Here is an 18,875-nt window from a genome sequence, read left to right on the forward strand (position 1 = left end):
TTTTACCTTATATGGGCGGTATTGGTAAGATGTTGTTACCAAAATAGAGGAAAGCAACCTAAAATGGCCGTTATCACCAATATCCAAGACCTCAAAGACCTCCACAAAAAACGCACTCCCAAAATGTTCTATGATTATTGCGAGAGTGGCAGTTGGACTGAGCAAACCTTCCGTGAAAATACCACGGATTTTGCGCAAATTCGCCTGCGCCAACGGGTGGCAGTGAATATGGAAGGTCGGACGACCAAAACAAAGATGATTGGCCAAGAGGTTTCGATGCCCGTTGCGCTCGCGCCTGTTGGGTCGACAGGTATGCAATGTGCGGATGGGGAAATCAAAGCGGCAAAGGCGGCAGAAAAATTCGGCGTGCCCTTCACGTTGTCCACGATGGCAATTTGTTCGATTGAGGATATCGCTGAAAACACAACAGCGCCTTTCTGGTTTCAGCTTTATGTGATGCGGGACGAGGAATTTACCTCGGGACTGATTGCGCGCGCCAAGGCGGCGAAATGTTCGGCGATGGTTTTGACGCTGGATCTTCAGCTTTTGGGGCAGCGCCACAAAGATCTAAAGAACGGGCTGAGTGTCCCTCCGAAACCAACGCCAAAAGCCATTTTCGATTTGGCACAGCGCTGGAAGTGGGGCATGGGCATGTTGGGCACCAAGCGCCACACGTTCCGCAATATTGTGGGTCATGCCAAGGGTGTTGAAAATATTGCGTCGCTTTCAAAATGGGCGGATTCGCAATTTGATCCGCGCATGGATTGGGATCAAATCAAACGCCTGAAGGACGAATGGGGCGGCAAGCTCATCCTGAAGGGGATTTTGGACGCAGAAGACGCGATCAAAGCGCTCGATGTTGGCGCGGATGCCATCATTGTTTCCAACCACGGGGGACGGCAACTTGACGGTGCGCTGTCGTCTATTCGTTCGTTGCCCGCCATTATTGACGCCGTTGGTGACAAAATCGAAGTGCATATTGATAGTGGAATTCGCAGCGGCCAAGACGTGTTAAAAGCGATGGCCATGGGGGCAAAGGGCACCTATATTGGCCGCGCCTATATCCACGGCTTAGGGGCGATGGGCGAAGAGGGTGTCACCAAAGCACTGGAAGTCATCCACAAAGAGTTGGATTACACCATGGCGCTTTGTGGACACCGTGACATCGAAAAAGTTGGGCGCGATATCTTGTTGATCCCCAAGAATTTCGAAGGCGAATGGCAGTAGTTAATCAATCCGCGCATCCCGCCGAAGCAATTTGAGCAAAAGCGGGATGGCGAGAAGGACGAGCGCCACAAAGATAAACGACGCAGGCAGGCCGACTGCTCCGGCGAGGAAGCCAACAATTGGCGGTCCAACGAAAAATCCAAGATAGCCAATGACCGCAACCCGCGAAATTGCCTGTGCACGGATTTCGTCGGGCACACGTCGTCCGACGAGGGCGAAAACCATCGGCGCAATGACCGAGACCCCTAATCCAAGAAGGCCAAACCCGACATAGGCCCAGATTGGCGTTGGTGCAAAAGCCGCTATGGTTGCGCCAACTGCCGCCAAAAGTGACCCAAACAACACGACACGTGCCTCGGATATACGAGGGACAATGACTTGCCCGCCAAAGCGGCCAAATCCCATCGTGAGGCCCAGCATTGCAGGACCAAAAGCGCCTTCAGCGGCCCCGCCACCTAGATTGCGTTCGATGTGGAGGGCGGACCACCCCTCAACGGCATTCTCTGAAAGAAACGCAGCGAAGACAATTAGCCCTCCCCAAAATACCGCCCCCCAAAGAGCAGGTTTTGTGTCCGCTTGGGAAATTTCAGCGGGTGTTGATGCTCGTGGTTGGATCATCCCCAATGCCGTTATCGAGATTAGAATTAGAAGCCCAAACGCCACACTATTGATCGAAGCGCCATCGTCTCGCAGTAGACCCGCCGTGATGGCAGAGGCCGCATATGCGAAGGAGAAAAGGGCGTGGTTGAGGTTCATCAAAGAGGTGCGTTCGCGGCTTTCTATCACCGAAAGGCGAGCGTTCATGACCACATCAAGGAGGCCTGAAAAAGCTCCAACAAAGAACATCAACGCGCCAAATAACACCGGCCCTTGGGCCAGAATCGGAAACTGAAAAGCCACTGCAAGGAGGACAGCGCCGATTGCCATGCCATAGCGCCCCGCCAGCCGATCAAAAATAGGAGCGAGCCACATTGCCGTGACCGCACCAACCGCACCGCACAAAAGGACCCAGCCAAATACGGCATCGCTTGCGTTAATTTGCGATTTAATATCAGGAGCATAGGCCGCAAAAATGCCCCAAGTGAACCCCTGAGCCATAAAGGCCGGTGCGGTAACTCTGGACAAATGAAAGGATTTTTTGAGTTGCATTCGACACGCGTCGCACGGGCTTTTTTACAAAGCAAGACTCAAAGCAGAGCGAAATTAAATTTTCCCTTCACATAGTAGGGATTCTCCCATATACGCGCGACTTCATCGGGCCTTACACCCTTGGAGGAAGGCCCTCTAAACTTAGGAGAATTACTATGGCTGGCAAAATTCCAGACCTAGAAGTCACAGCGCGTACGGGGACAGGCAAGGGGGCCGCTCGTCAAGCACGCCGTGAAGGACTTGTACCAGGTATTGTTTACGGTGGCGGCGCAGAGCCCCAAGCGATTAGCATTCCGTTCAATGTTCTTTTGAAGCGCCTCAAAGCGGGCCGTTTCCTTTCAACATTGTTCAACCTGAAAGTTGAAGGCCAAGACGACGTTCGCGTTATCTGCCGGAACGTTCAGCGCGATGTTATAAGAGACTTGCCAACACACCTCGACCTTATGCGCCTTAAGCGTTCAAGTGTTGTGTCACTCTTCATCCACGTTGATTTCATCAACCATGAAGAATGCCCTGGCTTGAAAAAAGGCGGCACATTGACTGTTGTACGTCCAGAAGTTGAACTTGCGGTTACTGCTAGTGACATTCCTGAGAGCCTGACAGTTGATCTGACCGGTCTCGAAGTTGGTGACACAATCACAATCTCGAGCATCAAGCTTCCAAAAGGTGCTAAACCAACAATCGATCGTGATTTCGTTATTGCGAACCTTGCAGCACCGTCGAGCCTTCGTTCTGCGGATGATGAGGCAGACGAAGCTGCAGCTGAAGACGCTGCGGCCGAAGGCGAAGCAGGCGAAGAATAAGCAGTTAGCTTCGTGTGATTGGGATATCTCTTTCACATTGAAAGAATTGAAACGCAGGGCCAGTGGTCCTGCGTTTTGCATTCAGACGTTCGACTTTCAGAATTTAGCGCGAAATTACGCTGAGGGCTGGCAATAACCGCGTCCCTCGGCATAGAGTACCCCAACCGTTGAAATTTATACGAAAAGGGACGCTCAAATGACCTGTGTTTTCATCCAAATTCGCTGCAAGCCCGGCACGACCTACAAGGTTGCCGATGAAATCACCCTGCGTGAAATCCATTCGGAACTCTATTCGACCAGTGGAGACTTTGACCTCCTGATGAAGGTCTATATTCCCGAGGGGCAGGACGTCGGCAAATTTATCAATGATAATTTGCTCACGATTGAAGGTATTGAGCGCTCGCTCACCACGCTGACATTCAAAGCATTTTAGATAAAACAGGGAGATTAGAATGGGAATTCTGAAAACATGCGCGCTTGCATTGGGAACTGCGGCCTTGGCAACGGCGTCAATCGCGGAACCACTGAAAGTCGGAATGATCACCACCCTTTCGGGTGGCGGCGCTGGGCTTGGTATTGATGTGCGGGACGGGTTTATGCTCGCGGTGAAGCAAGCGGGTGTGGATTTTGACGTCGTGATTGAAGACGATCAGCGCAAGCCTGACGTTGCTGTGCAACTCGCTGACAAGATGATCCAATCCGAGAAGGTCGATGTCCTCACGGGGATTATCTGGTCCAACCTTGCGATGGCGGTTGTGCCTGCTGCGACGGCACAGGGCAAATTCTATCTATCGCCCAACGCGGGGCCATCAGCGCTCGCGGGCAAAGGGTGTCACGCTAAATATTTCAATGTCGCATGGCAAAATGACAACCTGCACGAAGCAGCGGGGGCCTTCGCCACGGACGCTGGATATGCCAGCAGTTTTATTCTTGCGCCGAATTATCCTGCCGGACAAGACGCGCTCACAGGATATAAACGGTTCTACAAGGGCGACGTAAAAGGCGAAATTTATACCAAGCTTGGCCAAACGGATTATGCCGCCGAGATCGCGCAAATTCGGGCCTCTGGTGCTGAGAACGTGTATTTCTTCTTGCCGGGCGGTATGGGGATTTCCTTTCTCAAACAATACGCGGATAGTGGTGTGGACTTGCCCCTCGTTGGCCCCGCATTTTCCTTCGATCAGGGAATCCTGCAGGCCGTTGGGAGTGCTGCATTGGGTGTGAAAAATACATCCCAGTGGAGCAAAGACATTGATAATGCTACAAACTTAGCATTCGTTGAAAGCTTTCAAGCTGAGTATGGCCGCCTTCCCTCGCTATATGCGAGCCAAGGGTTTGATACAGCGAACCTCCTGATTTCAGCCGCGGCTATAGCAGATGTCAACGACGCGGATGCTTTCCAAGCGGCGCTCGAAGCTGCTGATTTTGACTCCGTTCGCGGCGATTTTTCCTTTGGGCCCAATCATCACCCCATTCAGAACATCTATGTACGTGAGGTGATTCAAGAGGGTGACGTTTTCACAAATAAAATTGTGGCAACGGGCCTGACCAACCATTCGGATGCCTATGCGGCAGACTGCAAAATGTAAGTTTGACGGGCAGGGGGCCAAGGCTCCTTGCCCTCATTGATCGCGGTTATTTTGACCAAGCTTCGGCTGGATCACCCTCGGCATAATCCGCCAAGTCTTCCAGATTTTCGATATCTGCTGAGCTGCGATTGACGGTAACACCAACAGAGCGCAGCTTTGCGAAAGCGCGCGAGAGGCTCTCGGGTTTCATCCCTAAACGACCCGCAATCAGGGCCTTGTCATAGGGCAGAGTAACCGAACATTTTCCGTGTTCGCAATCCGCTAGCGACATCAAAAACTCCGCAACCCGTTGCGCGCCAGTTTGCGCCTTGAGTTGCTCAATCTGCGAGACAAGGCCATGTAAATGGGCGAATGTTGACGCGAGCACAGCGGTACAGACTTCGGGGCGAGCCTGCATGAGATCAAGCAATTTGCTTGCGCTTACTTGAATGACTTTTGCATCCGTAACAGCTTCCGCGCTCACGGGATATGTGTCGCCCTTAAAGGCGACCGCTTCGCCAAAGCTTCGTCCCTGCGTGAAAACGCCCATCACCGCCTCTGCGCCATTTGGCGTAACACGGAAAAGTTTCACCCATCCTTCAATCACGATGAAGATACTGGTTGCGATATCGCCGTGGGAAAAAATCATCTGCCCATGGCTAAAGGAACGCGCATTCGCGTCACTCAAGATATCATCTGCCAAGTCGGTGGGAATGCTCGATAACAAAAGTGAGTTACGAGCTATCGTCCTATACGCGCTGTTCATAGTACTGTATCTCAGGTTTCCGGGGGTACGTAAAGGGCGCTTAGCTTCTGGTTCGGGCCTTCAGAATGGCCTCAAGTGGTTTTTTTAGCGCGTCTTGCCCCAAGTCCATCACGGCCGTTCCGGCTGTTACATATGGCGTGCGCCACTGCGGGTCTTGGGCTTCGAGTACGGCTCGGGCAAGATCCTCAGGGGTTGAAATTTGATGGGTCGCGCCTGCATCTTTCAAGCTGTCATAAATATAGGTGAAGTCGGAATAGACAGGGCCATGCATCACCAAAGTGTCGAGTGCGAGGGCTTCGTAGGGGTTTTTACCCGGCAAAGGGCCGTCCTGTGACACAAGGCTGTGCCCGATAAAGGCCGTGTGCGCGAGGCGGAAAAAGAGGCCAAGTTCCCCCAATGTGTCCGCGAGATAGAGTTGTGTGCTGGTTTGAATGGCGTTTTTTTTGCTGCGCTGTGCGATGCCCGTAAAGAGGGGCCGTGCCATAGAGAGCGTTTCGTTTGCAAATTTGGGATGACGTGGCGCAATTATGAGGAGCAGATCTGGCAACGTTTTGAGCGCGATCAGATGCGCCTTCAGGACACGCTCCTCCTCAGAAGGATGCGTTGATGCGGCGAGCCAATGTGGTCGGGCTCCAATCGCGAGTTCAAGCGCGGCACGCTCCTCTGGAAGATCGGGCAAGGGGGCAGAAGCGATTTTCAACGGGCCGGTCGTTTGGGTGGTTTTTGCCCCCGCGCCCATGGCGATGAAATTATCGCGTGAAACGTCTTCTTGAGTTAATATTCTATCAAACAGCTGTACCATTTTGCGATACACCCCCTTCAAAAACCTCCTTTTGTGAACGGACCTTTCGCTCATGCGCGCATTGATCAGCAGCATAGGTATTTGCATTTTGTGGGTTTCTGTCAAAAGGCACGGCCACATATCCAGTTCGGAAAATACGGCCACACTTGGTTGCCAATGAGTAAGAAAACGCTGAACCGCAGGAGCATTGTCGCAGGGTTGAAACTGATGAATGACCGGCGAGGGCAGCCCCATGCGCGCAAGGGTGTCAGAGGACGTGCGGGTGTTTGTTGTAAGGACGAAATGCGCCTTAGGAAGTGCTTTGCCCAGTTCCGCTAACAGGGTCAGAAGCGACAGACTCTCGCCCACACTCACTCCGTGAAGCCAAATGACTTCGCCCTTGGGGCGCGGCGTTAAGCCAAGCCCTAGTTTTTCCTGAAACCGGTTCGGATCTTCTTTGCCTTGGGCAAGACGTCGACGCAAAATGAGCCGCCAGAGCGGAGCGTTAAAACGCGCGAACAGGAGGTATAGTGAGAGCAATTGCCTATCCTTTGATGGGTTGTCCAAGCGTACTATAGGGTTCGCGGCGCAGGACAAACCAGAAACTATTCTTGTGTCTGTTGGGCAAGCTCCACGACCAACGGTCCGAAATCTTCCACAATAGCCGCGACTCCCTTAGCATTCGGATGAATCGCATCATCCTGCATGTAGGTTGTCAAAGCAGACGTATCGTTGAGTTCCGTGCGAAAACTGGTGAAGAAATCGGGATAGAGCAGCGTCTCAAAATCCGTCGAGAGGGCTGGAAACATATCATCAAATTCCGCCTTGAACTCGGGTCCGAAATTATTGGCGCTGGGCAAACCAACCAGCAAAACAGGGAGGTCGCGACTTTGCAGGACTTCAAGGATTTCAGTAAGGTTTTTACGGCTGTCGCTCGGAGCAATCCCGCGCATCATATCGTTCCCGCCCAACTCAACGATCACGGCGTCGACGTCAGGCGTGAGGGTCCATTCGATGCGCGACCGTCCCCCCGCAGTGGTGTCGCCCGAAACCCCCGCATTGATAAGACGAATATCGTGGTTATTTTCATCAAGCCAGCCTTGGAGTTGTGCGACCAAACCGTCTTCCTGAGGGAGGCCATAACCTTGCGTTAAACTGTCCCCAAGTGCCGCAATGACGACGGGTTCGGCCTGAGCGCGCGCACTGATTAGATTTGTCGCTAAAATCACTGAAATCAGAAGCTTGTACCCCGACAGAAAAGGCCCATATAAAAAAGCTACCCTAAGGCGAGGAATACTGAACATGTCTGACACGGTCCTTTCACTAACAGATGTGACGCTCTCGCTTGCGGGCAACGCGGGCGTAATTGATATATTGAAGGGAATTTCCCTTGATGTCACCCGCGCAGAAACATTGGCGCTGATCGGGCCTTCGGGGTCGGGAAAGTCTTCTCTTTTGATGGTCATGGGCGGGCTTGAACGGGCGAATTCGGGGCAGGTTTTGGCGCTGGGTCAAGATTTGTCAGCGATGAATGAGGACGCATTGGCGCGCTTTCGTAGAAAGCATATGGGGGTTGTGTTTCAATCTTTCCACCTCATTCCCACAATGACTGCTTTGGAAAATGTTGCGACCCCTCTTGAGCTTGCAGGGGATGCAGATGCGTTTGATCGCGCGCGCGCGGAACTTGAGGCCGTGGGGCTGGGCGCGCGGGCAGGGCACTATCCTTCTCAGATGTCTGGTGGCGAGCAACAACGGGTTGCTTTGGCTCGCGCGGCGGCGCCACGGCCCGACATCTTGCTCGCCGATGAGCCGACAGGGAATCTGGATGGCGCGAATGGTGCGGCGGTCCTCGATTTACTCATGGGGCTAAGGGAGCGCCACGGGGCGACCTTAGTTTTGGTCACACATTCAAACGGTCTCGCGGCGCAATGTGATCGCGTTATTCGGCTTGTGGATGGCGAATTGGATGTGCAGCGAGAGGCCGCCGAATGAGTCTTCGCATGGCCGCTCGTATTGCCCGCCGCGAGTTGCGTGGCGGTCTCTCGGGGTTTCGCGTTTTCGTCATGTGCTTGGCTCTGGGAGTCGCCGCGATTGCGGCGGTCGGATCCGTTCGGTCGGGGCTTGAACAAGGGCTTGCAGATGAGGGCGGTGTCATCTTGGGCGGGGACGCCGAACTGAAGTTCACCTATCGTTTTGCCGACGAAGACGAACGTGCGTGGATGGCCAATGTTGCAACCGAAATATCGGAAGTCGCGGATTTCCGTTCGATGGCCGTCACCCAAAAAACGGGATCGCAAGAAGAGCGTGCGCTGACGCAACTCAAGGCGGTAGATGCGCAATACCCGCTCATCGGCGACATTGTTTTGGACGGCGCACCTGATCTTGCCTCCGCTTTCGCAGCCATTGATGGCGTCCCCGGTGCGGTGATGGATCCGGTTTTAATTGCGCGGCTTGACTTGCAAATTGGTGATAAATTTACCCTAGGAACACAAGAGTTTCGATTGGCCGCTTCTTTGCTGCGAGAACCTGACGCTGCAGGATCAGGCTTTGGTCTTGGGCCACGCACCATGGTGCTTCGAAAAGATTTGACCCAATCCGGACTTCTTGAGCCGGGTACGCTCTTTGAATCCAAATACCGTCTGCGCCTTGCGGAAAACACCGATCTGGAAGGGCTCAAGACTGTGGCGATTGAACAGTTCGCCGATAAGGGTGTTCGGTGGCGAGATATGCGAAACGGTGCCCCGGGAATATCTCGGTTTGTGGAACGGATCGGCGCGTTTTTGGTGCTCGTAGGACTTGCAGGATTGGCAGTTGGCGGGGTTGGGATTTCGGCCGCTGTCCGTACGTATCTTGAATCCAAAACCGAAGTAATCGCGATTCTGAAAACTTTAGGGGCCGAAGGGCGGACGATTTTTGCTGCCTACTTTATTCAAATTGGCGTGCTGACACTCTTTGGAATTGGCTTAGGGCTTATTTTGGGGGCGGTTCTTCCGTTCGCAATTGCGCCGTTACTCGCGGCACGGTTCCCGTTCCCTATTGATATTTCGTTTTATGCGGCACCATTGATCGAAGCTGCAATCTATGGCGCCTTGACGGCCCTGCTCTTTACACTTTGGCCCCTCGCCAAAACCGAAAATATACGCGCAGCCGCACTTTTTCGCTCAATCTCGGGTGGAGAAAGCGGATGGCCACGACCCCGGTACATCGTTGTCACGGGCCTTCTCTTGGCACTCCTCGTGTTTACGGCGGCATCTTTCTCTGGCGTTCCTCGCCTGACACTTTGGGCGTTTGTTGGCGTACTAGGCGCGCTAGCCCTCTTGACCCTGATGGCAGGTGGTTTGCGCATAATTGCGCGCAAAATGGGCATTTTCGCGCGCGGAAATACAGCTGTGAGAATGGCGCTGTCGTCCATCGCCGCACCTGGGGGGGAAGCACGGTCCGTCGTCCTTTCGCTTGGCTTAGGTCTTTCGGTTTTGGCCGCCGTCGGACAGATAGATTCAAACCTGCGGGCGGCGATTTCCCAAGATTTACCCGACGTGGCTCCGAGCTATTTTTTCGTCGATATTCAGCCGGATCAACTTGCAAGCTTTGAGGAACGTGCCGCAACGGATGAAGGTGTAGATCGTGTTCAATCCGCGCCGATGCTTCGGGGTGTTATCACGCAGATTAATGACCAGCCCGCGCGAGATGTTGCGGGGGACCATTGGGTTTTGCGGGGGGATCGGGGTGTGACCTATGCGGCGCTACCTCCTGAAAATACCACGCTCACCAATGGCGACTGGTGGCCCGAAGATTATTCAGGCCCACCGGTCATGAGCTTTGGGGCCGAAGAGGCCGCCGAGATGGGCCTCAAGCTTGGGGACCGGTTGACCGTCAATATTCTGGGCCGCGATCTAACGGCTGAAATTACCAGCTTTAGGTCTGTGGATTTCTCGGACGCGAGTATGAATTTCGTGATGATTTTCAACCCGTCAGCCCTTGAAGGCGCGCCTCACAGCCATATCGCAACGGTTTATGCCCAAGAGGAGGCCGAAGCAGCCTTTGTGCGGGATGTTTCTCGGGCGTATCCAAATGTGTCTGCGATCCGTGTTCGCGATGCAATTGCGCGCGTGACGGAAGCGTTGGGGGCCATTGCTGCGGCCACGTCGTTTGGGGCGGCAGCAACATTGCTAACTGGATTCATTGTGCTGATTGGTGCGGCGGCAGCGGGGGAACGTGCGCGGGTTTTTGAAGCCGCGGTCCTGAAAACGCTTGGCGCGACACGTGGCACAATCCTTGCGAGCTTTGCTTTGCGCAGCGCTCTTTTGGGAGCCGCGGCGGGCGTTGTGGCGACACTGGCAGGGGCCATCGCGGGGTGGGCGGTTATGGTTTTCGTTATGGAAAACTCGTTTCGATTTAACTGGATGTCCGCCATCACGATCATCGTCGGTGGGGCTGCTATTACAACAATTGCCGGCCTGATATTTGCGTGGCGTCCCTTGGCTACACGGCCTGCGCCAATCCTTCGCGCGCGCGAGTAATTGGATTAGGGCGCGTGGCCGATGCTTAAAACGCTTTCCAAACCACCCCAGCGGCAGGAATTTTTAAACCCTCGTGTTCGAGATCTTCAGGGGCATAGTTGACATAGAAACGGTGCGTTTGCGTATCCCGAATGCGCAATCCGTCCGGAAGGTCCGTCACTTCCATCCCTAGATCAACACAGGTTTCAGCGATCAATTGGAATAGGGTTTCGTCGTCAAGCCATCCCGCTAAATAGTTGAGATTACCGTTTGAAACGATGGCAGGGCGGCCATCGGCAGTGCTCCAGCGAATGGGCGCTTCCCCTTCAAGGTGTTCAAACCAGTGGCGGATAGTACCACCGTTTTGCAACGCAATTGCGCTATTGGGCGGGATGCTTTCGGTGTTCACGACCTTGCTATCGAGGTTCGGCAGGTTTGGTCCAAGCGGAACAGCAATCGACATCTCGTCTGTTTTGACATTGCTGCGAGGACCAATGAGTGCCGTCCCTTGGAACGTAGTAAGTGCGGCCATCAAGGAGGGCGGAATGACCATGAGGCCTGGAGCAAGAACCAATTTGTATTGGCTCAAATTCTGGGTGTCGGCCGGTAAAATATCGACGGATAATCCCGCTCGGCGTAGGGCGCGGTAGTGCGACATACAAAGGCGGAAGTAGTCGAAATCCGCGCCTTGTGGCTGCACGTCCCATGCCCATGCCGACGTGTAGTCAAAAAACAATGCGACGCGCGCGGTCGCGGTTCCGACATTTGGAATGGTCGAAATTTCTTTGGATACTTGCAAAACTTCGGCGAGGGCAGGCGCGTCAACCCCATCGGGCCGAAGGAGCGCCGTATGCATTTGTTCCTGCGCAAAAGCAGGCTGTCGCCAGCGGAAAAAACAGACGGTTTCCGCGCCATGGGCGAAAGCTTCCCACGCCCAAAGACGCTCCATTCCCGGAAGGGGGGCAGGGTTATAAGGCGCCCAATTTACGGGGCCGGGCTGTTGTTCCATGATCCACCAGCGGCCTCTGCCAACGGAGCGGTAAAGATCGTGATGGAAGGCCTGCATATCGGGATCGCCTTGGCGTAGATAGCGGGCTTTGTGTTCGGGCGTGCCCTCCAGTCGATCAGATAGGAAGCCGAGGGGATAGCTATCCCAGCTGGCAATATCGAGGTCTTCGCCAACGGCATAATGATCAAATTCGGTGATGCGCCCCATGTAATTGTGGATCAGCGGCGCATCAGTGTGGGCGCGTAAAATCTCGGTTTGAACGCGGTTGAAAGCGACAACTTGGTCAGAAGAATACCGCCGGAACGCCATGACGTGGGCTGGACTTGGGTCGGTGACTGTTAGGTTTGGAAGTTCAATTTGGTCGAATGTGTCATAATCCAAGGACCAGAAGACATTGCCCCAAGCGCGGTTTAACGCTTCGGTGGATTGATATTTCTGCGCGAGCCAATCGCGAAAGCCGTCTCGTGCATGGGTGGAGTAGGAAAGGGTTGTGTCGTGGCAGCCATACTCATTGTCGGTTTGCCATGCGGCAATATGTGGGTTTTTTCCATAGCGTTCAGCCAAAATACGGGTGATCCGCGCGCATTCTTGGCGGTAGCCCATGTGGCTGAAACAGTAGTTGCGGCGCGATCCGAATTTGCGTTGAACGCCGTCGGGTGTCACGATGTTCATATCGGGATGTTTGTCGAGCATCCAACGCGGTGGTGTCGCGGTGGGAGTCCCGAGGATGACCTTCAGACCCGCTGCGCCCAAAACATCAATTGCGCGGTCGAGCCATTCGAGTTCCAGCCGCCCAGACGTGGGTTCCATGCGCTGCCACGCGAATTCGCCGATACGCACCCATGTGAGGCCTGCTTCGACCATACGCCGCGCATTGTCGGCCCATTCTTCTTCGGGCCAATGTTCCGGATAATAGCAAACGCCGAGGGTTCTTTTCATAGGATGACTTGGTTCTCTTGTTGGCCTTTGGCGACGTCTTTGGCTATGAAAGTCGCGCCTGCCATTGGCTCTTTTTCTAAGATTTCAGCACTCAATCCAACGCGCGCAGTTGTGATGAGGAGGTCGGTTAAACCTTCGCCACCAAAGGCGGGGCAAGATGTTTGGCTCGCTTCTGGACAGGCAACGGTTTCGAGTAAAACGCCGTCGGGGTTGTAGCACGCAATGCGGTTTAGGCCCCACTGTGCGTTCCACAAATAACCCCGCATGTCGATCACGGATCCATCGGGGTTAATGCCCTCTTTCGAGAGGTCGAGCCAAAGTTCGCTGGAGCCCGTTGGCCACCCGTCCTTTGGGTTAAGCTTCTGGCGTCGAATGGTTTTTTCGGCCGTGTCGCTATAGTAGGCATAGGCCCCATCAGGTGAGAAGCAAATCGAGTTACTGATCGAAATATCGGAGTAAAGGCAGCGAAGTTCACCCTTATAATAGCGATAAATTGCGCCTGCGTTCGTCTCGGCATTGATGCCCATTGTTCCGATCCAAAAGCCGCCATAGGTGTCTGCGCGGCCATCATTTGAACGGGTGGTGGCGTCGTCGGCTTCAAGGTCACAAAGCTTGCGAACGGTTTTGCCTGTGTTCAAATCGAACAAGAATAGCGCCGTTTGACTGGCGATCAAAAGCTCGTTTTCAGAGACCCAACCTGCTGCCGATACGTATTCGTCAAAGCTCCATTCCTTAGGGCCATCCTCGCCCAAAGTTAGGAGCTTTTTTCCCATGATGTCGAACCAATAATATTGTTTGCGCAGAGGGTGCCACAGGGGGCCTTCCCCAAGGATACAGGTACGGGAATCAAAGAGCGTGGCTTGGGTCATGTGTGTGTCTCCTGCGTGATTTTGTCATAGGCGGCGACCATTTCTACGGCGCGTTTGTGCACATCGTCGGCTGTGAAACCAGGTTTGTAAAGACCCGTCCCAATGCCAAAACCGGAGGCCCCCGCTTGGAGAAGTTCGGCGAAATTCGCGGGGCCAACCCCGCCGACCATGAACACGGGAACCTCGGGAGGAAGGACGGCACAGATTGCCTTGAGGCCCTCGACGCCGAGGAGAAAGGATGGGAAAATTTTAATGCCGTCAGCACCTGCTTGGATGGCGGAAAAACATTCGGTTGGGGTTAGTACGCCGGGAAAACTCTGGAGGCCCAGACGTTTGGTTTCTTTGATCACCTCAACATTTGCATTCGGCGAGACAATAAGCTTGCCACCCAGGTCTGCCACCGCGCGTACGACCTCGGGGGTCAAAACGGTCCCTGCGCCAATTAACGCGCGGTCACCATAGGTTTTGACCATTGATGCAATACTCACCAACGCATCCGGCGAGTTCATCGGCACTTCAATGCGGTCGATGCCTGCCTCAAGAAGGGCGGCGGAGACGTCGAGGGCTTCGGCGGGGGTAACGCCACGAATAATGGCGATCAGGGGGCGGCTCATTTGGAAGTCTCCTTAAGAGATAGATAGGTCGTTGCAAGGCCCGCGAGTGTAAGGTTCTCGGCCTCGGGAATCGTGGGAGCACACCCCAGTTGGCGCAGGGCGGTTGCGTAAAGGTTTGTCAGGCCCTTTGCGCCAATAATCGCAATGTCTTGACCCAGCCAATAGGGTCGTGCTGCGGCAAGTTCTGCACCAAGTAGCAAGCCCGAGAGGCGCGCGCGTGCGGAGGCCGCAGGGAGGTCGTTAAGAAGGGATTCTGCGCGCAGAGAAAACAGGCGCGCGGCCAAGCTTTCGGGTTTGGATAGCGCGTCGTCAATTGCTTGCGAAAAGGCTGCATCGTCCCAATCTTCCGTAGTTACAGAATGGCGCAGGACGGAATAATCGGACAAACACGCAAAAAGTTCGCCCGTCATGAAGGTTTGAAAACTTACGACTTCGCCCGCACTGATCCGCGCCCATTTGGTATGGGTTCCCGGAAGACAAACAACGCCATCAAAGGTGGGGTTCAAGGCAAGAAGCCCCGCAATTTGGGTTTCTTCGCCGCGCATAACGTCGGCGGGTTTGTCTTGTTTTAAACCCGCAATGAGATGGACCGAAAGGCGTGGGTCCTGAGTGTTTACACGGGTGGTATCCCCGCTGCAGGGTGTACAAGGCACGGTGCGATAACGGGCTTCTTGCCACCCCTGTCGTGAGCCGACCATACCGCATGCGACCACGGGCATGTCGTCGGAAAGCCAAGGCTCAACCAATGACAATAGGGCGGGCTCAAACGCGTCTTGGGTGAGTTTACCCATGCCTTGATCGGAACTCGCTTCAGCAAGAATGTCACCCGTGTGCGACATGGCCCAAGCCCGCAAATTGGACGTGCCCCAATCAACTGCAATCCAATCTGGACTAATCGCGCGCGCCATTATCCTGTCACCACAACGCCGCCGTCAATGACGAGGGCTTGCCCTGTCATCATCTTGCTTGATTTTGAGGCGAGGAACAGGACGCCCCCCACGATGTCTTCGGGGGCAAGGGACTCGTTGAGGCACTGTTTGTCGAGGTGCCCAGCCAAGCCCTCTGGCGTGACCCACATGTCTATCTGTTTTTGTGTCAAAACCCATCCCGGAGCGAGGGCATTTACCCGTACTTTGTCAGGGCCGAATTCGCGTGCAAGGCTGCGGGTCAGGCCATTGATGCCTGAGTTGGCGGTGGTATATGCGGGGTAGCCCGCGCCGCCCATCATGTAGGAAATGGAGGTGAAATTGATAATGCTGCCGCCGCCCGCATCCCGCATGCCTTCAAAGGCTGCTTGGCACGCGAAGAAATAGGATTTGAGGTTGATGGCCTGTGACCAATCCCAAAATTCTTCGGTCACTTCGAGGGTTTCGTGGCGCTGGTCGTTGGCCGCGTTGTTGACCAAAACGGTTACGGGTCCATGCGCTTTTGAGGCTGTATCGAGTGCACCTTTGAGGGCTGGAATATCCGTAACATCACATGGAATGAAAAGGGGGCGTGATCCCGTTTCCTTTTCCATTTCGTCACAAAATGCGGTGGAATCAGAGCGTTGAACAAATGCGACTTGGGCACCTTGGCGCAGAAAACCTTCGGTCAGTGACGCGCCAATACCTGAACCGCCTCCGGTGATGAAAACGGATTGGCCCTTTAGGTCGGGATAAATTGCTGTGTCGCTCATGGTCGGGTCCAATCGTATAATTTATAATTTATAGTTTAATGAGGTCGAGGCGTTTGCCTTGAACCACGAAAATTGTTTCGGGGAAACTACAGGGGAGGGTCAACCCCAATTGCATCAATGCGGCGCCTGAAAGGGTGACATCTCCCGCGTTTAGGGCGCAATCCCCGCGTGAAGGTGGCGACGCAGAGCTCGGGTCTGCGGCGTTAATGAGGGACACCTCATAAGTGGCATTTGGCACCAACCCTGTAAGGCGAATGGGGCGCGGCAAGACCTGTTTGAAATTCGCGATTTTAGCAATGAAGCATACAAAATCCTGCCCATCGCGGGCGATTTGTATTTCGGCAGTGATTTCGGGATCGGGCGCATCTAGGCGATGAATATCACCTTCGAGCATCCAGTCGCGATTGGATTTCCACCAGTGAGTAACTTTCGTCAGGGTCTCGGCCTCGGCGTCATTCAATTCACGGGGGTCCATTTCAAAGCCGAGATGGCGTTGGGCGGCGGTCCACGCGCGCAGACTCATATTCAGCGTGCGTCCAGATGTGTGGCAATGACGGGGGCCAACGTGGCTGCCCGTTACGCTTGCAGGTAGGAAAAGTGCGGCGTTATGTTGAATGCGCTGGCGCTCAATTGCGTCGTTGCTATCGGATAGCCAAACACGTTGCGTGCGTTCCAAAATACCATAGTCCATACGTCCGCCACCAGACGAGCAACTCTCGATTTCAACATCGGGGAAGTTGGCGCGAAGTCGATCCATGAGAGCATAGACACCCTCAGTTTGGGCGACATCATTGGCGGGCAAAACGCGGTTGTGATCCCATTTTATGTATTCAATTTCGTGGTGCGCCAGAACATCGGCGATCAAATCAGAGAGATAGCCGCGCACATCGGCACGCGCCATATCGAGCACCATTTGCTGGCGTCCCAAAATCTGGTCCGCGCGACCAAGGGCCCATTCAGGATGGGAACGATAGAGGTCGCTGTCTGGATTGACCATTTCTGGCTCAAACCAAAGGCCAAAACCCATGCCCAACGATTTCACATGCGTGATGAGGGGCGTCAGGCCATCAGGCCATTTGCGCCGATCCAAAACCCAGTCACCCAGCGAAGAAGTGTCGTCATCCCGCTTGCCAAACCAACCATCGTCCAACACGAAACGCTCGGCCCCAAGGGCAGCGGCGCGGGTGGCAATTTCGGAAAGGGTGGCGAGATCATGGTCAAAATAAATCGCTTCCCAACAGTTGTAATGCACGGGGCGATTGCGGCGGGGCCATGTGATAATCCGGTCGCGCACATGGCGCTGAAAAGAAATCGCGCAGCCGTTCATGCCAGCGTTTGAATATGCCAAATAGAGGGGCGCGGTTTCAAAGGATGTTACGGCGCGGGTGATTGATCCTGTGGCTGGGCCAAACTGAATTTGGCGGCGGCCATCCGGCAGCTCTTCGGCAATCATACAGTTGCCGCCGGCCCAGCCATAATGCAGGGCGTAGACCGATCCGTGCGTGTTTTGAGCGCCCGTTTCGGGGAGGTAAAGCCCTGGAAATTGCTCGTGGCCGCTTCGGCCTGTTGGCGTATTGCGCAACCGGATGCCTGCTTGCCATGGGGTTGTGACCGCTTGAAATTCGCCAATCCACTTGCCAGCGAAGTCGATCATCTCATCGGCTTGTTGGGGCGCGGGAAGAACTGGCGCGCTAAAATGCTCAATGATTACTGGGTGTTCAGAGGCGATAGCAGCCCGCGCGGTAATAACCCCCGTTCCGCTATCTGCTGCAAAACTGGCGGTATATGTGACGCCAGAGATCGCGTCGCGGGCATTGATTTTTAGGAGGGAAGCAACTTGGGAGACGTCAACCTGCGCAAAGTCCAGCAACAGGCGTTTGCCTTGAGCGTCGCGCAAGGAAAGCCCTGCGTGGCCGGGGAAACTGTCTCCCGCAACGGGGCAGATCGTCAAAGGGGGAACCGTATCGAGCATCCCGCCTGTGACGTCCAATTTACTCATGGCATAAAGCGCTGAGAGGTCTTCAGAACTGGGGAGAAGTGCCCCCCAGTATATAACGCTTGGCAGTTGGCCCTCAGAGGCCAAAACCAAAGTTTGGGTCGGTGAATCCAGCCGCCAAGTCGAAGTCATTTTACGGCACCCAAAGTAAGACCAGCAATGAAGTGCTTTTGCATCAAAAAGAACATGGCAACTGGCGGAAGCGCCGCGATGATCGAGCCTGCGGAGAGCATGTGATAGGCGGTCCCGAATTGCGCGTTGAAGCTTGTGATGCCTGCCGTCACGGGCTGTGAATCGGGGCCTTGGGTCAAGACGACTGCCCAGAAAAAGTCGTTCCAGATGAAGGTGAAAATCAACACCGAAAGCGCCGCGATTGCGGGCTTCATGAGGGGCAGCACAACGTACCAGAAAATGCGCCATTCCGCGACGCCCTCTACGCGAGCAGCTTCAATCAATTCATGCGGCAGGGCCTTGATGAAATTGCGCATAAAGAGGGTGCAAAACCCAGTTTGAAACGCGATGTGAAACATCACAAGGCCCGTTTTGGTGTCATAAAGACCCAAGCTAATGGTCATGTCACGCACCGGAACCATCAAGATTTGGAATGGCACAAAATTCCCGGCGACAAAGAGGAAGAAGATCCAAATATTGCCTTTGAATTTGTACACACCGAGGGCAAAACCCGTCATGCAAGACAAGGCAACTGCGCCGATCACAGTTGGAACTGTGATGAAAAACGAGTTGAGAATATAGCGCGGCATTGGGCTTTCGGCAAAAACACGGGTGTAGTTGGCGAGAAAGTCAAAGCTACTGGGCATGCCCCAATAATTGCCGCTCGCGAAATCGGCGGCGGGTTTGACCGAGAAAATGGCAACCGCAATCAAGGGCAGAAGCCACATGATGAGGGCCAAAGGGAGCATGGTTTGGTAGGTAAGCTGCCAAGCCCGCGAGGTTTTATCAATGGGGGTGGGGAACAT

At 54.3% G+C, this 18,875-nt stretch carries 17 protein-coding genes; 6 read left to right on the top strand and 11 right to left on the bottom strand.

Going from position 1 to position 18,875, the window contains the following annotated elements:
- The first annotated feature begins 63 nt into the window (after window positions 1–63).
- Window positions 64–1,227: an alpha-hydroxy acid oxidase gene (locus tag AB9F26_RS01500; RefSeq protein WP_335587004.1), complete on the top strand. Its 1,164-nt coding sequence runs from the start codon at window positions 64–66 to the stop codon at window positions 1,225–1,227.
- Here AB9F26_RS01500 and AB9F26_RS01505 read toward each other — a convergent pair whose 3' ends face one another.
- A complete protein-coding gene (locus AB9F26_RS01505; protein ID WP_369767118.1) occupies window positions 1,228–2,376 on the bottom strand; it encodes an MFS transporter in 1,149 nt (382 codons plus the stop codon). It lies immediately after the preceding gene.
- A 155-nt stretch (window positions 2,377–2,531) separates the two neighbouring features.
- Between AB9F26_RS01505 and AB9F26_RS01510 the strand changes: the two genes are divergently transcribed.
- The 3 genes from AB9F26_RS01510 to AB9F26_RS01520 all read left to right on the top strand — a co-directional run bounded on the left by AB9F26_RS01510 (window position 2,532) and on the right by AB9F26_RS01520 (window position 4,768).
- Window positions 2,532–3,179: a 50S ribosomal protein L25/general stress protein Ctc gene (locus AB9F26_RS01510; protein WP_335585246.1), complete on the top strand. Its 648-nt coding sequence runs from the start codon at window positions 2,532–2,534 to the stop codon at window positions 3,177–3,179.
- A 196-nt stretch (window positions 3,180–3,375) separates the two neighbouring features.
- The gene (locus AB9F26_RS01515) at window positions 3,376–3,612 is read left to right on the top strand and encodes an Lrp/AsnC ligand binding domain-containing protein (protein WP_039000680.1); all 237 of its coding nucleotides are present in this window, start codon (window positions 3,376–3,378) and stop codon (window positions 3,610–3,612) included.
- A gap of 19 nt (window positions 3,613–3,631) precedes the next feature.
- Entirely contained in the window at window positions 3,632–4,768 is a 1,137-nt protein-coding gene (locus AB9F26_RS01520; RefSeq protein ID WP_335585247.1) for an ABC transporter substrate-binding protein, read from the top strand.
- Window positions 4,769–4,814: 46 nt separating this feature from the next.
- Here AB9F26_RS01520 and AB9F26_RS01525 read toward each other — a convergent pair whose 3' ends face one another.
- The 3 genes from AB9F26_RS01525 to AB9F26_RS01535 form a co-directional block, all read right to left on the bottom strand.
- Window positions 4,815–5,435, bottom strand: coding sequence for a Crp/Fnr family transcriptional regulator (locus AB9F26_RS01525; protein ID WP_335585248.1), 621 nt, complete (start codon window positions 5,433–5,435; stop codon window positions 4,815–4,817).
- Window positions 5,436–5,553: 118 nt separating this feature from the next.
- Window positions 5,554–6,834: a 3-deoxy-D-manno-octulosonic acid transferase gene (locus AB9F26_RS01530; RefSeq protein ID WP_369767119.1), complete on the bottom strand. Its 1,281-nt coding sequence runs from the start codon at window positions 6,832–6,834 to the stop codon at window positions 5,554–5,556.
- Window positions 6,835–6,899: 65 nt separating this feature from the next.
- Complete coding sequence (locus tag AB9F26_RS01535; RefSeq protein WP_335585250.1) at window positions 6,900–7,598, bottom strand: arylesterase; 699 nt, start codon at window positions 7,596–7,598, stop codon at window positions 6,900–6,902.
- Here AB9F26_RS01535 and AB9F26_RS01540 point away from each other — a divergent pair.
- Together AB9F26_RS01540 and AB9F26_RS01545 are read left to right on the top strand one after the other, a co-directional pair.
- Window positions 7,597–8,286 carry an ABC transporter ATP-binding protein gene (locus AB9F26_RS01540; RefSeq protein ID WP_039000683.1) on the top strand — a complete coding sequence of 230 codons (690 nt, stop codon included), beginning with the start codon at window positions 7,597–7,599 and terminating at the stop codon, window positions 8,284–8,286. The genes AB9F26_RS01535 and AB9F26_RS01540 overlap by 2 nt on opposite strands.
- Window positions 8,283–10,814, top strand: a complete 2,532-nt coding sequence (locus AB9F26_RS01545; protein ID WP_369767120.1) for an ABC transporter permease — start codon at window positions 8,283–8,285, stop codon at window positions 10,812–10,814. Before AB9F26_RS01540 ends, AB9F26_RS01545 begins: the two co-directional genes overlap by 4 nt.
- Before the next feature lie 25 nt (window positions 10,815–10,839).
- On the opposite strand, the gene AB9F26_RS01550 is transcribed toward AB9F26_RS01545, so the two are convergent.
- Genes AB9F26_RS01550 through AB9F26_RS01580 form a run of 7 tightly spaced genes read right to left on the bottom strand, consistent with a single transcriptional unit; the run spans window position 10,840 to window position 18,875 of the window.
- Window positions 10,840–12,741: a beta-galactosidase gene (locus AB9F26_RS01550; protein ID WP_335585252.1), complete on the bottom strand. Its 1,902-nt coding sequence runs from the start codon at window positions 12,739–12,741 to the stop codon at window positions 10,840–10,842.
- Window positions 12,738–13,610: an SMP-30/gluconolactonase/LRE family protein gene (locus AB9F26_RS01555; RefSeq protein ID WP_335585253.1), complete on the bottom strand. Its 873-nt coding sequence runs from the start codon at window positions 13,608–13,610 to the stop codon at window positions 12,738–12,740. The genes AB9F26_RS01550 and AB9F26_RS01555 overlap by 4 nt, the downstream gene beginning before the upstream one ends.
- Entirely contained in the window at window positions 13,607–14,224 is a 618-nt protein-coding gene (locus tag AB9F26_RS01560) for a 2-dehydro-3-deoxy-6-phosphogalactonate aldolase (RefSeq protein WP_335585254.1), read from the bottom strand. Before AB9F26_RS01560 ends, AB9F26_RS01555 begins: the two co-directional genes overlap by 4 nt.
- Window positions 14,221–15,132 (bottom strand): 2-dehydro-3-deoxygalactonokinase, encoded by a 912-nt coding sequence (locus AB9F26_RS01565; protein ID WP_369767121.1) that lies wholly within the window; start codon window positions 15,130–15,132, stop codon window positions 14,221–14,223. Before AB9F26_RS01565 ends, AB9F26_RS01560 begins: the two co-directional genes overlap by 4 nt.
- The gene (locus AB9F26_RS01570; RefSeq protein WP_369767122.1) at window positions 15,132–15,902 is read right to left on the bottom strand and encodes an SDR family NAD(P)-dependent oxidoreductase; all 771 of its coding nucleotides are present in this window, start codon (window positions 15,900–15,902) and stop codon (window positions 15,132–15,134) included. The genes AB9F26_RS01565 and AB9F26_RS01570 overlap by 1 nt, the downstream gene beginning before the upstream one ends.
- 28 nt (window positions 15,903–15,930) lie before the next feature.
- Window positions 15,931–18,030 carry an alpha-galactosidase gene (locus AB9F26_RS01575; protein ID WP_369767123.1) on the bottom strand — a complete coding sequence of 700 codons (2,100 nt, stop codon included), beginning with the start codon at window positions 18,028–18,030 and terminating at the stop codon, window positions 15,931–15,933.
- Complete coding sequence (locus tag AB9F26_RS01580; protein WP_039000692.1) at window positions 18,027–18,875, bottom strand: carbohydrate ABC transporter permease; 849 nt, start codon at window positions 18,873–18,875, stop codon at window positions 18,027–18,029. The genes AB9F26_RS01575 and AB9F26_RS01580 overlap by 4 nt, the downstream gene beginning before the upstream one ends.

This window comes from Falsihalocynthiibacter sp. BN13B15, from assembly GCF_041205415.1.
Classification (GTDB): domain Bacteria; phylum Pseudomonadota; class Alphaproteobacteria; order Rhodobacterales; family Rhodobacteraceae; genus Falsihalocynthiibacter; species Falsihalocynthiibacter arcticus.